General features: G+C 52.7%; 12 protein-coding genes. All 12 read right to left on the reverse strand.

All coding sequences use genetic code 11. The features are described 5' to 3' along the window. Nucleotides 1-4: 4 nt before the first annotated feature. The 12 genes from HQN87_RS13550 to HQN87_RS13605 all read right to left on the reverse strand — a co-directional run bounded on the left by HQN87_RS13550 (nucleotide 5) and on the right by HQN87_RS13605 (nucleotide 13,958). Complete coding sequence (locus HQN87_RS13550) at nucleotides 5-253, reverse strand: type B 50S ribosomal protein L31 (RefSeq protein ID WP_036691962.1); 249 nt, start codon at nucleotides 251-253, stop codon at nucleotides 5-7. Between the two features lie 197 nt (nucleotides 254-450). Further along, a complete protein-coding gene (locus HQN87_RS13555) occupies nucleotides 451-1,305 on the reverse strand; it encodes a diguanylate cyclase domain-containing protein (RefSeq protein WP_173133831.1) in 855 nt (284 codons plus the stop codon). Then, nucleotides 1,302-3,389 (reverse strand): cellulose biosynthesis cyclic di-GMP-binding regulatory protein BcsB, encoded by a 2,088-nt coding sequence (locus HQN87_RS13560; protein WP_173133834.1) that lies wholly within the window; start codon nucleotides 3,387-3,389, stop codon nucleotides 1,302-1,304. The genes HQN87_RS13555 and HQN87_RS13560 overlap by 4 nt, the downstream gene beginning before the upstream one ends. Before the next feature lie 43 nt (nucleotides 3,390-3,432). Beyond that, entirely contained in the window at nucleotides 3,433-4,683 is a 1,251-nt protein-coding gene (locus HQN87_RS13565; protein ID WP_173133836.1) for a glycosyltransferase family 2 protein, read from the reverse strand. 34 nt (nucleotides 4,684-4,717) lie between these two features. Beyond that, the gene (locus HQN87_RS13570; RefSeq protein WP_173133838.1) at nucleotides 4,718-6,274 is read right to left on the reverse strand and encodes a hypothetical protein; all 1,557 of its coding nucleotides are present in this window, start codon (nucleotides 6,272-6,274) and stop codon (nucleotides 4,718-4,720) included. Then, nucleotides 6,271-7,821, reverse strand: coding sequence for a glycan biosynthesis hexose transferase WsfD (gene wsfD, locus HQN87_RS13575; protein WP_173133840.1), 1,551 nt, complete (start codon nucleotides 7,819-7,821; stop codon nucleotides 6,271-6,273). Before wsfD ends, HQN87_RS13570 begins: the two co-directional genes overlap by 4 nt. A gap of 21 nt (nucleotides 7,822-7,842) precedes the next feature. Continuing rightward, a complete protein-coding gene (locus tag HQN87_RS13580) occupies nucleotides 7,843-8,994 on the reverse strand; it encodes a glycosyl hydrolase family 8 (RefSeq protein WP_173133842.1) in 1,152 nt (383 codons plus the stop codon). Between the two features lie 903 nt (nucleotides 8,995-9,897). Then, nucleotides 9,898-10,914, reverse strand: a complete 1,017-nt coding sequence (locus HQN87_RS13585) for a potassium channel family protein (RefSeq protein ID WP_173133844.1) — start codon at nucleotides 10,912-10,914, stop codon at nucleotides 9,898-9,900. A gap of 96 nt (nucleotides 10,915-11,010) precedes the next feature. Beyond that, nucleotides 11,011-11,403: a DUF350 domain-containing protein gene (locus HQN87_RS13590; protein WP_173133846.1), complete on the reverse strand. Its 393-nt coding sequence runs from the start codon at nucleotides 11,401-11,403 to the stop codon at nucleotides 11,011-11,013. Beyond that, nucleotides 11,400-12,053: a hypothetical protein gene (locus HQN87_RS13595; RefSeq protein WP_173133848.1), complete on the reverse strand. Its 654-nt coding sequence runs from the start codon at nucleotides 12,051-12,053 to the stop codon at nucleotides 11,400-11,402. The genes HQN87_RS13590 and HQN87_RS13595 overlap by 4 nt, the downstream gene beginning before the upstream one ends. Then, a complete protein-coding gene (locus HQN87_RS13600; RefSeq protein ID WP_173133863.1) occupies nucleotides 12,040-13,263 on the reverse strand; it encodes a glutathionylspermidine synthase family protein in 1,224 nt (407 codons plus the stop codon). Before HQN87_RS13600 ends, HQN87_RS13595 begins: the two co-directional genes overlap by 14 nt. Beyond that, entirely contained in the window at nucleotides 13,260-13,958 is a 699-nt protein-coding gene (locus HQN87_RS13605; protein ID WP_173133866.1) for a hypothetical protein, read from the reverse strand. The genes HQN87_RS13600 and HQN87_RS13605 overlap by 4 nt, the downstream gene beginning before the upstream one ends. Nucleotides 13,959-13,987: the final 29 nt, after the last annotated feature.

Consider the following 13,987-nt stretch of genomic DNA (forward strand, 5'->3'; position numbering starts at 1 on the left):
ACCATTATTTCTTCTGAGCAAGCCGTTGTTTGAACTTGTCAACACGACCGCCAGTTTCGGTATCTCTTTGTTTGCCTGTGTAGAACGGGTGGGATGCAGAGCTGGAGTCTACACGGATCACTGGATAAGTGTTGCCGTCTTCCCATTCCATAGTTTCACCGGATGATTTGGTGGATGAGCTCAGGAATTTGTAGCCTACGCTTGCATCGAAGAAAATAACCTGGTTGAACTTAGGGTGTATGCCTTGTTTCATTGTAGTAACCTCCTTTCATTACGGATACAACTTCTTCGGTATTATGAAGCCATCTCTTGGTCTATTTGAAAAATCAGGTTAGACGAAGGGAGATGCGTAAATCTTCCGATTTTTACACGCCATACTATCATACGTGAAATGAGCCAGAGAGTCAATAGTCAACACTGGAGCGGCCTCAAGATCCGGCCGCTCCTGTATTATACATCGTATTCCAGCTGGTTTTTGGCCTGCACAATGAAATCCAGCGGGTTCTCAATCTTGTCCGCCTCATATTCCACCGCACCAATCTTCAGCCCCAGGTTCACCTTGTATTTGCCGGAGAACTCCGTGTCATTCAATTCCTGAAGCCGCTGTTTGATCCGCTCAATGACAATTTTGGACCCTTCACGGTCTGTGAAGAGCAGCAGCCCCCAGGTCGCCTCCTCCTTGTCCAGCAGATACAGCGCATCATTGGTACGGATGCTGGACTGGCTGAGCTGGGAGACATCATAGACTGCTTCAGACAGCTGTTCTTCCGGGATGAGACGGCGGATCTCACTCCAGTACTTCACCTTCACCACCAGCAGCGTCAGCGGAATCTTATAGCGGGTCGAGATTCCGATGAACAGATTGGCATCCTTTTGAAAGGAGATGCTGTTGCGCAGGTCTGTATTCTCATCCACTGCGGCAAGATTGGCGGTGCGCTTCAGCAGCCGTTCATTCTCCGCCTGCAGCTCGCGGGTACTGGAGGTGAAGACCCACAGCACGACCGTAAGCAGCGGGGTCATAATCAGCCAGAAGTACGTGTCTACCCCGATGGACGCGCCCTGGGTTACCGTCTGATATACCACGAAGAAGCCGTAGCCGAATACAAACGCCAGATTCAGCGTAAGTCCCGCCGTGACCGTGGTGAAATACGTGACCAGGGCCAGGATGAAGGATACATTCAGAATAATAATGTTCTGGATATAGTGGTCCGGAGAGCCTGCGATATATACGATGCAGGCGAAGATCAGGACCAGAAAGGCCAGGAAGCCAAGATCCGAGGTTAGACTGCTGCGGTTACGTCTCACGCTTGATCACCACGTTTCTTCTTATGTTTGCGCAGCAGCAGCAGCAGAGCTACAACCACCAGCGCCACCATCAGTACCGCTGCGGTCACGAAGCCCAGCACATCCGTGCGCTCCATCACCCGTGAGGCCAGAGACTCCGGTTCGGCACCGGTGATGGTCTTGAAGCGGTAGGCATTGACTGTGCCGTCCTTGTCCGCTACAACTCCGTCACCGTAAACCTTCCATCTGTCCTTCTCGCTTCCAATCAGCTTGGAGACAATGAAATTGCTCTCGGAGCGGACGGCCGTAACCGCCAGCAGGCCGCGTCCGCCCTCGTAAGGCGATTCCAGCAGCTGCAGGGTGCCGATCCCGGCCCCGTACTTCTCCTCAATGGCTAATTTCTCATTGGACAGCAGGGTTGAGCCATCCTTATTATATTTGAAAAAAAGCTTGTCATTGTTATCGCGGATCACCTTGTTATCCTTATAGGTCCCGATGGCAATGATATTGTTGTCCTTCAGATTGCCCGCTGTTACATTATCGCTGTAGTAGTGAACATCACCCGTATTTCCCCCGGCGTATTTGCCGAGCATGTTGAAGATATTGCCCAGGCTCCGGTAGGTGTAATCATCCTTTTCCTTCGGCAGCACCACGGCTACACGGTTGAAGATTCCATCGCGCAGGAACGGATACGGGTAATTGCCCAGCAGCAGATCTGTGCGGTCCTTCGTATTCAGCCGCATTAGCGATTCCTTGCTGATATAGGCCCAAGGCATCTCATCCCTGTTAGGGGTGCAGAGAATACTCGCCAGCTCCAGCTCAAACGCCACCGTCACGGTGAAGTTGCCGGAGATATTCAGACTCTGCGGGACATTCAGATTCAGAACATCCCCGTTTGCCAGCTCCTTCGTCAGCTTCTTGCTGCCGATGGGCGTATTGTTGATGCTCACTGTAACCAGGGAACGGTTGAAGTCGAGATTCGCGGCATAGCGGAAATCCAGGCTGATCTTCCCGTCATCTGCAATGGAGCGGTTAGAGGGCAGCGATACGAAATACGTCTGCTCCTGATGATTCGGCCCGGTCAGCTTATCCCCCGTATCCGTGAAGGTAATATTCGTACTGATGGGCGGTGCCGGATCAACTACATGGGTAGTACCGTCAACGACCTTCAGATCCTTGCTGATCTGGCTCATCAGTGTTCTGCTGGCCATCAGCCGTCCGGCTTTGATCAGCAGGCTCTCGTCCTTGGAGGTGACAATCAGCGTGGGCTGGGATTCCTTGTCAACCAGCTGGATTACGGCATGTGTACCCAGGTCATCCGCCGTGCTCACCAGCTTTTTCAGCCTATCAGGCAGATGGTCATACATGGCTACCAGCACTACTGCACGCTTGTCCTCGACGGTGCTTTCGCGGTAAGGCAGCAGCGGAATGGTTGTATCGTTCAGCGTATTGCCTTTGACGAAGCCCGAGAGGGCGTAGGTCGCGCTCTCCAGCTCAGCCCCGCTGGCATTCTGCGGGACCGTGAGCAGGCTTTGTTCTTTTTTCACCGTATCCATGCCCGAGAATCTGCTGCTGAAATCCTGAATCCCCCCGGTAATCGCCTTAGTTGTGTACTTGACGGCAATATTGGAGGTATTGAACAGATGCAGCCAGCTATCCTGCATATCATCGACATTGCATAGCTGATACCCCCCGGTATCCGTTCTCAAGTTGCCCTGGATGCCCAGCGTATTGGTGCCTTCGGTCACGAAGCCCTTGGGTACCTCCACACTCAGGCTCTGCTGCCCGTTATTATCCCGGGAAGGCCTGAAGGAATGGAACGGAATGCCGTTCAGCGACAGCGTTACACTCGAGCGCGTATCCTCATTAATCTGAGACGCCTGGAAATGCAGATTAATCATTACTTTATCAATGTTCCAGTACTCCATTACTGTGAAGAACTGCTGCTGGGAGCTTGAGCCCTTGAGGGAAATCTCTCCACCCGTGAACGAAGTTTCATACGTCTGCCCGGCTTCACCGGGAAGTGCCGCCGAATGCGCCGCAGGCATTTGAACCAGGAAGAGGGAGAGGCAGAGCAGCAGTGTTATTATCTGTTTTTTCATCATGTCCGTGTCTCCTGTATCTCTAATTTCTCTGACCTCCGGCGCATTAATAACGCTCGGTTTTGTACCATTTGGCTTCCCGTTTGAAAATAACGTCTTTGAGATAATTGTATAGCCCGTAAGCTGCAACCACCATCCAGAGCTGGCAGTATGACACGTACATCAGCATAATAATCCACAGGTTCGACAGGCTCATCTCGCCCTTCTCCGTCGTAAGCGTAACGAAGATGCCAACCACGAATAACACGATGGCGAGCAGCCACAGGAAGCTGCTGAGTCCGGCAATGGTGGTATGGACATACCCCATGGCATGCAGAACGAGCAGAACATCCGAAGTGACCAGCGAGATCAGCAATAAGAAGTAGATCGAGACATAATACAGAATATCGAAGCGGATCTTCGCCGCCTTGCGGTCGAAGAGGAGCGGAAGGTTCTTCACAATGACATAGATATTGCCCTTCGCCCAGCGTGTCCGCTGCTTGAACCACACCTTAACCGTCTGCGGCTCCTGTTCCCAGGTGACCGATTTGGGCTGGAATTTGATCCGGTAGCCCATCATGTAAATGCGGAAGCTGATCTCGGTATCCTCGGCAATCGCCTTCACATCCCAGCCGCCGATACTCTCAACGATGGATCTGCGCATAATGAAGTTGGTCCCCGGGATCGTACAGAGCTTGAAGAGCTTCCAGCGTCCCGCTTGAGCCATCCATTGAAAAGACAGAGTCTCGATATTAATGAACCGGGTCATCAGGCTGGCATCACGGTTGCGGGTTCTGAACTTGCCGATCACCGCGCCGAGTGAGTCATCATTAATGATCTCTGCCACAAGATATTTCAGCGCTGTGCGCTCCGGTGTATTGTCAGCGTCATAAATGGCGATCAGCTCTCCCCTGCTGCGGGAGAAGCCGATGTTCAGGGCATTGGATTTGCCCTTTCCGCCTATGACGGCATCCGTATTGATGATAATCAGATTGCGCTGCGGATTCTTCCGCTGGATATCGCCCAGCAGCTCCGCGCTGTTGTCCGACGAATTATCGTTGATGACGATGATCTCATACCGGTCATGCGGGTAGTCGAGGGCCAGCAGGGATTCGACCGTCTTGCTGATCACAATACCTTCGTTGTGTGCAGGAACCATGATCGTAACCATCGGATGCTCACCGGTGATCTCCGGCACAGCTTCCTTTTCAGTTGCAATGTAGTACAGATATCCCGCTATAATCAGCGCCACATTCACCAGCAGCAGGGACCAGATGCAGATGACCGCAATCACCATCAGGACGTCTGAGATCGTCATATTATTCTCCTAATGTCGCTAAATTTTTCTCGGATTACTTCCTCAAATATTTCCTCCGGTATAGTCTGTAGCCGATGGCGAGCAGACCGCCGAACAAGATCAGCGCAGCCAGAATCACGACGATGAAGAATTGATTCTGCACGCTGAACAGCGTGTTGAAGCTGGTAGCCTGCTTCTCCTGATACTGGTAATCATCAATCACCGTCTTCGGGATATAATCCACATCCAGCGTATGGCCGTCCACCTTGACCACACCAGCGGCGGCTTCAAGCGTATGAATATCCGTGCTAACTTTATGGGAAGCCTGCTTATAGTCTGCGAAGGTGTACCATTCATTCTTCAGACTCTGCAGCAGCTCCTCCAGCCCGTCTTCATTCTCCGGCAGGTCGTACGTAACTCCTGCATTCAGCGGCAGCTGCGGCATGGCCTTGCCGTCCCTGCTGATCCCCTGCAGCAATTCCGGCGGCAGACTATATACAGCGGAAGCAAAAACCGCCGAGGTGTCCATCTGCTCCATATAATGCGTCTCCCCGTCGGGGTAGAGTACTGCCGAGTTGAAGAAGCCCATGCCAGCGGTGGAATATTCCTTGTCATACGTCCAGTACCCCTCGGCAGCAACGCCCAGCGGCACGGCGCCCCCCTCGGTCAGCACATTGATGAAGTGGTTCATCTTCCCGCGCAGCGTCCGGTCCTTCGTATTGACCGGCGGTCTGACGGCCGGAGCATTAACCACAATACTGCCGTTATGGGCCTGCACCGTTCGCAGGGCTTCCAGATACCTTTTCATCGCCGGGAAGTCCGTATTGCCGAACACCGGCCGGACACTCGCGATGAAAGGGATACCGCTCTGATACAGCCGGTCTGCCAGCTTCTCCAGCAGCTCCAGATCAGAGAACGGATAGATCTCTTTGATCACCAGATACGTCTGAGGCTCTGCGGTGAACTTCAGCCAGTCCTTCAGCACATAGGCCGCAGCCATGCCCGTGAAATTCCCCTGCTTCAGATAAGGCAGGTAAGTTATTCTGCCCCTGCTAACCGCAAAGGGCGCCTGCATTCCTTCATCTGCCGAGGACCACAGGCCATACGGGCGTCCGCTGCCCGCGGCTGTATAAGGCATCTTCTTCACATCTAGCGGAATCCCGGTGAACCCGCCGATGGACAGGCTCGCCCCGGCCCCATGCCACACACCCGGCTTCAGCCCGAGAGTCTGCTGCATCCCGGCGGGCGGTCTATACCCAACATGCAGCACAGCCCCCCGGTACTTGGCTGCATCCTGCAGATAAGCCTGATTCGTAATCCCAAGCTCGTCGTTATTCACAACGGTGATTACTCCGGTGTAGGCGGACATGCTGCCCGGCTCATAACCGGCAATAGGCTTAAGTGTGACTTGTGCGCTATAGGCTGCGAGCAGCCGTTGCAGCTCTGCCACATTCCCCTCCTGGTCCGTGCCCCTGCCCAGGCTGTCGAACAGCAGCAGAATACGCTGTGCCGGAGCCGGAGAAGCAGTTGCTGCGGATACCGCCCGTACGGGCGGCAGGAGTGATCCCCCGAGTAAGAGTATTACGAGAATGAATATCCCTCTTCGTCTCAAGCGCCCACCCCTCTGTTAAGAGTAGTATAATCCGTGGCCGGCAAAGCAGGTGGTGCAGCCGGCATTGACTTTCTGGATGACATTCCGCGGCCGATCACACTGGATACGACCTGGAAGGTGATCAGGTCGAAGGCAAGAGTGAACAGGAATTCATGCTTGGCAATATCAGCATCACCCGCTCCGATAATGGAGACTACAATGCCCGACAGCCCGACAAGCATGGTCGCCAGAATCAGGAGCAGCCTTTGCATCCCCCGGTAATCGCGTGTACGAAGAGAGCGTACGAAGGACGGCATATAGACTCCAATAGTTACAGCCATCCAGAGCAGAATGAAGGCAAAGGTACGGGGAGCCAGCTTCTCCTTGAGCGTACTGTACAGACTGAAGAAGTGGCTCTGGGCCCGGAATTCCTTGCCTGCGGACATCTCGTAATTCCCCATCGCAGCCGGTTTGATCTTATAGGCGCTTTCGGCGGCCGTATCGAGAATCGAGCCAAGCTGATCCGGATGGGTTACATAGTATTTGAGGATAGAGACGAAACCATACCGGCTGTAGAAATCCTTCTGCAGCATTTCCGATTTCACATCCACTGTCCCGTATTGGTCATAGTAGGTATTGGACTTAAGAATTGCATATTGTTCGTTGATGCCAAAGGAATTAAGCGCAGTCTCCGGGTTCTCTGATTCCATCAGGACGCCGCGCGTCATTGCATGATATTGGTTAATATTTACGAACTCTTTGGAGATATTAAGATAAGTGGCAATCCCGACGAACATCATCAGACCAGCCGACAGGAGGGTAATCCAGCGGAACAGCTTATCCCGGCGGATCAGGATCAACGGAACAGAGAGCAGGGAAATAACCATCCCCACAGGAGCGTTCTGCTGCTTGGAGGTAGTAAGAATCAAGGTGCTGATCAGAAGAATCGCCAGCATCGCGTAATCGTTATATCTTTTGCGGTAGAGCAGCAGCCAGGAAGCGAACACCATGATCATGGTGACCATTACCACGCTTTCGCCGAAGAACGAACTGAAATAGGCAGTATACCCTGTATCCCCGAAGATAAAAATCGCCAAGACTGCAACCAGCATTCCCCGCTTGAACGACATTTTGAATGTGACAGCTTCAATCAGCAGATAGATCGCAGTAACATACAGCAAGGTATAGATCCCGGCCTGGAACCGGATATCGAATACTTCCTTGCTGAAGAACAGCTTATTGATGAAGATGGCCAGCTTAATGAACAGGGACTGGGAAGACACTACCATCGAACTGTTCTCGTTATAATATTGGAAGATTCCGAACTGCTTCACGAAATACCCGAAATACCGGCTGTCATAGTCCGGAAGATCGAAGTATAATCCATTGCTGTATATAATCCGGTAAAAGTCCCCGTTATCTGCCATCCCGATATAAGGGAGCGTAAACAGCGAGATGACGGTCACCAGCAGAACGCCAAAGGCTGCGACAAACGCCGGAGTCACACGAAAGCCGGCAAGCGTCAGACCAGGACGAATGGTTGTATGCTCTAAGTTGTTATCTATCATCTCGGATTCACCCTCGTTAGTTTAGTTTGTGTATCTATAGGAATAAGCCAACAGCGCCATGAGGTTATCAAAAGAGTATGCCTGCCGGGCCGCAACATCACCAAATCCGCCATACAGCGGACTTTCAGGATCTGTAACTCTGAATTCGTTCATCCGGTCCATACTGGACTGATAAAGAGATTCGTCCCCCGCCACAGCTCCAATCATAGCCGTGAGCGCATAGATCGCCGTAGATTGAATATCATTAGCCGGCTGACCCTCCCGTGTATATTGTCCGAACAATGTTCCCGCTGCGACCTGAGCTTTGATATAGCTGATGCTTGCCGGCTTCTGCCGGCCGCTCTCTGTCAGATGAAGAATAGTCAGCAGAGATTCTACTGCGTTGATGCCTTCAGAGCTGTACTCACCTGTCTTATAATCGAAGCGGGTCTCATAGAATGGAAAAGTATCGGACAAATATCCCTCCTCCAAAATACCGCTCATATTTTCCAACAATTTCTCTTGTAATTCGCTAGATATCGACAATTTCTGCAACACACTCAGATTAATATAACACAAAGTTACCGATTCGTTTACCACCTTGTAAAAATTGTCATACATGTCAAACATGTAACCTTTTTTAATGTTATTCTTATAAAATCTTTTGCCATATTTATCGGCTTCTCTAGTATATTCCGGTTGGTTAAATGCCTGACCTGCTTCATACAGCGCCCCGATCATCCGCAGGTCGTCTACCGCTGCATTCACGTTGAATTGCTTCTGCTGCCCGGGACTGAAGCGGTAGCTGAAGCCGCCCTCCATATCGAAGGTTCGGCGGGCCAGCGTCCAGTGCCGGTCGAACCGCTCCTGATCGCCCTCCCGGACGGCCGTCTCCATAAGTAGGGAAGCGGATTCGCTCAGAACCTCATGCCCGGTAGCCTGCTCTGCCGATTCGCTGGTCTCCCGCAGATTCGTATATACCCCGTAGGGTCCTGTAAGCTTAGTGTCTATGAATTCAAGTAACTCCTGTTGCTCCACTGTGGGTTGAGGCCGCACCTCATCCGGCCGGGCTGTCCCTGGGGGCGAGACCGCCGGAGAGGAAGAAGGGAGAGGCTGGGCTGAAGGACCGCCGCAAGAGGTTAACAAGAGCAGTGACAATCCCAGCGCAGCGGCCTTGCTATATCTGCTTCCCATGCCTTCACATCCTTAGAATTACAAGTAGGTTTATGGCCATAATAATATAACGGTAATTATTGTCACATTATTTACGGTTTGGTTAAACTTTATGTACTGCTTCAAGGAATTATCCAGATGGTGGCTTGGAGCTGAGTAAGTGCTTCTAGGGGCGGATTCATTGTAAGCGCAGTCAAAGGAGTCGATGCTGAACGAGAGGATGCCCGGGAGTTGCGCAAGGATGCTGGGATTGGATACTTGGGAGTTGCGTATGGATGATAGGGGGTGGATGACGGGGAGCTGAGAGGGGACCGAGGGGTGGGGTTGGAGAAGCACTGACAAGCTCTCCCGGCAAGCAAGTGGACAAACGTATCTTAATTCGTCGATTTCTGGAAGATATACGGGACTAAGTGGAAAAACAACATCTACTGTGGATCATTTTTGCTGCTTCGGGTAAAAGGGGAGAATTTAAGTGCTGTTTATCCAACTCCTGTCTTAGAAACGTCTGTTCACGCATCAGCAAGTGTACTTAATCCAACTGCTATTTTCCTTAAAAGCCCTCATAGCTCAGAACAGCTCAAAACAGTTCGTAACAGTTCAGAACAGTTCGTAACAGTTCAGAACAGCTACTAACAGTTCGTAACAATTCATAACAGCTCGTAACAGCTCCTGTCACCTCCTCAAAGTTCGTTACAGCTCATAATAGCTCCTATCAGCTCATAACCCCCTAATAGCTCTTAACACTTCCCGCTCCACTCATTCCCCTTTCGGCTTTACTCACTCCCCCTTCGGTGTACTTTCCCTTCAGGACCTACCATCTCTAACCCGCAATCTCTAACCTGCAACTAAAAAAGCCGGCCCCGAGTCTTTACGACCGGACCAGCTCTGTTTGATATTGCCCTATGGAATTGACTTTTGTTCTGTCTAGCCTTCTTTAATTCTCCGGTAAGTCTCTTCATCGGCCACAATATAGAGCCTGGCCTCTGCCGGAATCGGCTGGTCGAGCTTGCGGTTAATGCCCAGATCGCCACGGTCGGACAGCAGGGTTGCCCCTTGGCGAAGCAGATCCTGGAAGGCCTCCCCATACGTGGTCCAGCCGCTGCGCCGGGGAATCTCATAGATATCATCGCCATGCTCCCGGCTGAGCAGTTGGGTAATCACCTCGGAATTGCCCTCTTGCAGGGCCGATCTGACCGCGAGTCTGGAGATGGCATCATGGGAGAGCACGAACTCGTTCACCTGAACATGCTTGAAGTTCTGAATGTGCTTCTCCTGCATGATCTCTACAGTCGTATGTACCTGCGGGGCAATCCGTTCAATACTGGAAGCAATCAGCAGCGTTTTGCCGTCGCTCAGCGAAGCCTCATCAATCCGGTTGTCGCTGAACACAATCGCCGCTCTGGCGCTTCCAATGTTCGCTTTCAGCAGGATATCGTCACTGGAGGCATCTCCGCAGACGAAGTGAACCTGCTCCAGCTGTTCCAGCGGATGGCGCCCGTTCTCATCAATAATTACAATCTGGCAGTCCCCGTTATAACATAGAATTTCGTCCACTGCCGCCTGTGTCTTACGATTCCAATTAATTAATACAATATGATTGTGTCCGTGATAGGTCAACGTTCCGGCTCCTCTCCTGCGCTGCAGCTCTCCCATGGCATCAATAATCTTGCCGATGACCAGGCTGAGCAGACCGATGCCAAAGATATATAAGAATACCGTAAACACCTTGCCGGTAACTGTAGTGGCGAAGTAGTCGCCATAGCCTACAGTAGCCATCGTGGTCATGACCCAGTAGAAGGCGTTGAACCAGCTATGAAAAGTGTCCGGCTCCAGCAGGAATGCAATGGTTGCGCTCAGAAGGATAAATGACAGAATAATCAGTGCTATGGACTTTTTGCGCAGATGAAGCAGCTTACCGGATAATCGGATTAGAAAGTGCAATGCTCATCCCTGCCTTCGGGTTAATGGAGCCAGTAGGACGCAACCGCGCCTGGAACTTCGCAGCACGGCTGCTGTCCGCCTGTCTAACCGGCCTTACTAAATAATCAGACTGCTTACCGCAAAGGCTGTCCCGATGAATACCATACAGAGCATCACGCCTACGGCCACATTCCCCTTCTGCAATTGTTCCGAGATGCGGAAGCTGGGGGTGAACAGCTCAAAGATCCAATAGGAGGCAATCAGGCACACATAACCCACCGCGAACCAGAGCATCATGAACCAGATCGACGTATTCGTATAGGCTGCTACCCCAAGAATAATCGCCGTAGCCAGGAACTTGCCGCCAAAGGCGAGTGATACGGCCACATTCCCCTTCTTCAGCTCCTCCATGTCCTTATAAGGAGTCATCAGCGCAAATATAACCATACCCAGCACCTGCAGCAGAACAATGGTCAGAATACTTACCACCAGATTAATTGCTATCGTCATTTAGCCCACCCCCGAAATTTCGCATAGGCCGAGTCATAGTCGGCGAAATCATGTACTTCCTCCAGAACTACAGAGGCTGTCTTCTGTTTCTCCAGCGCTGTATAGCGCTTGTCGTCAATCGGCTGCTTGATCCGGTTCCCGGACGGCAGCTCCAGCACCGCAAAGTTTCTCGTTTTGTTCTGATACTGGGTTTTGTATACTCCGACAAGATCCACATCCGTTGTAATGGATACCTTGAGATTCGCCAGATCCTCCGTTGCCGCCTTCTTGTCGGCATAAGATTTGAGCGTAGTCCACGCGGACAGCCGGATATCATTCTTCTGGTCGGCATCTGTCACCAGTTCGGCATCCATGAACTGTAGCGTCCAGATGGTATCACCTGTAGCATAATTACCATCGTTGGGAAGCAGCTCATTATCCGGCAATACTGTCATGTCGCTGCCGATCAGATCCCCAACCTTGCCCTCCACCACCCGGTAATCCCACGGAACGCGTGATACGCTATCCGTCGTATCGGTGCCGGTGTGAAATACACTGTTGCTGTTCCCGGAGCATGCGCTTAGCAGCATAACTGCCAGAAGCAGCATCACGGCCAGCAGTCCGCGCCGGGATCTCCGCGCTGCGGCATGCCCCTCTCTACCCTTGAACATCTTCAAGCCCCCTCACTCCTAGCGCAATAAAATGACTGGCATTGCCTGTTATCGGCCCGCCGGCCCGGCCGAGCAGCCCACAGGGCGTCCCGTTAATCACGAACATACCGGTCAGCAGATGAAGCTCTCCCTCCGCTGTCATGATCCGGGCCATTTCGGCTCTTTTCTGATAGACAACAGGGAAGAGCTCGCTGCTGTCATAACCTTCTTCATCCTCAATTTCAAGCGCACCGCTGTCATCGAAGATCCGCACGGACCCGCCTTCCCGGCCGAATACGGACTTGGACACAAAGCTCTCCGAGAATACCGCCTTATTGTATGTAGGCAGGATATAACGGGCGATGGCCTCGCGTTCCTCTTCAGTGAACAACAGGCCCAGCTCATACATCCCCCATACGGCGGCAATCAGACCCTTGGACTGGAGGATGATACTATGCGGTCCGTTGAACAGCTGGAGCTTCCCGCTCTCAATGGCATAGGCCAGGGCGTCGCCGCCTTCATCCACAGCCATCCACTCCTTCGGATACAGCGCGAACATCCGCTCAATGATCCGGTCCTCTCCGTCCTTGACAACACCCTCATCAATCCACAGCTCCAGGCAGTCGACACAGCGGATATCAAGCCCGCTATGCGCAGCCAATGCCTCTATAGTCCCGCTGTCCTCCTGATGGCTGCCATAGGCCACACAGGCTGCCGTATCCGGCCGCTCCACGGCCCAGGCTGCGGCAAGGTGCTGCTTCATCGCAGCATTGGGGCTCCCGATCCCGGCATCCGCGCAGATCCACGGTGTAGCGATGGAGGCCTCCACATATCCGGTCGGTGTATCCGCATTCAGCTCCAGCAGCTTAATGGTTCCGTCACCGGACACCGCGAAGTCAAACCGCGCATACCGGCTGATCAGCCCCGGCTCCGGCAACGGACAGTCATCAAGCATCTGCCACAGCACCGGGGGAATTCCCAGCAGATCGTACAAGTCATGCCTGAGATGGACATAACGCACTGCCTTATCCAGAATCGACCAGAGAGCCGCCGAGGCTTCCTTCAATTCCTGATAGGTCTCCCCGCGCATTACAGCTACTGCATCCAGCCAGTACTCCTCTTCCTCCAGGTCGGCCCAGGTGAAGCCCAGCTCATGCAGCCGCTGTACCCGCGGGGCCCGCTCCAGACCGGATTGGTCTATATATTGAAATACGCTCCCGTTCCCGGTCATCCGCCGAAACCGCTTTTGCCGGAGCGGCTCACAGAGCTTTTACCGGAGCTTTTGCTGGAGCCGGACTTCGATTTGCTGGAGCCCAGTCCGCTGGAGGTTCCGCCGATACCGCCCGATTTGGAAGAAGTATTCCTTCTTGTTACGGAGCCGGTGGACGAGGTCGAAGTCTTCGGCTTCACTACAGAGCCGGCGACCGGCTTATTCTGGAATTTGCCGCTGTTGTAGGTCGGCGGTTTATAAGTATTTCGTGTGCCGCCATAATAAGTAGGCCGGTCATTATACCAGCCCCGTGAAGAATAGAACGAACCGCTGTTGAACAGCATGTGGTACAGCAGCACATCATCCCAGCCGAAGCCCGAGCTGTAGCCGCCGTAATTGTTGATGACCGTTGTGCCGCCCGAGGTCACCGCCCCTTGCCCTTCCTGGACAGTCTCCTGCTGCTCCTCCGGATACGGAATACTCCAGTCCACATTCTTGTCGAAATAGTTCTTCACTTCCTCGGTAGACCAGGAGACCAGCTTAGGCTCCTCACCGCTGCCGCCTGTGCTCCCGCTTGCGCCCGCACCTCCGGGAATGAATAATGCGTTAGCCAGCAGAGCAATGCCGAGCGAGGTCGACAACACGCGGATCGGTTTGCCATCCGGAGTGAACAGCCTGCTTACTGCGGGTTCTTTTGCATTTTCGTCTTTTGCCAACTTGGCTCCTCCCTTCCTGGTATTCATCT

The sequence above is a fragment of the Paenibacillus tritici genome (assembly GCF_013204885.1).
GTDB classification, from domain to species: Bacteria; Bacillota; Bacilli; order Paenibacillales; family Paenibacillaceae; genus Paenibacillus_AQ; species Paenibacillus_AQ tritici.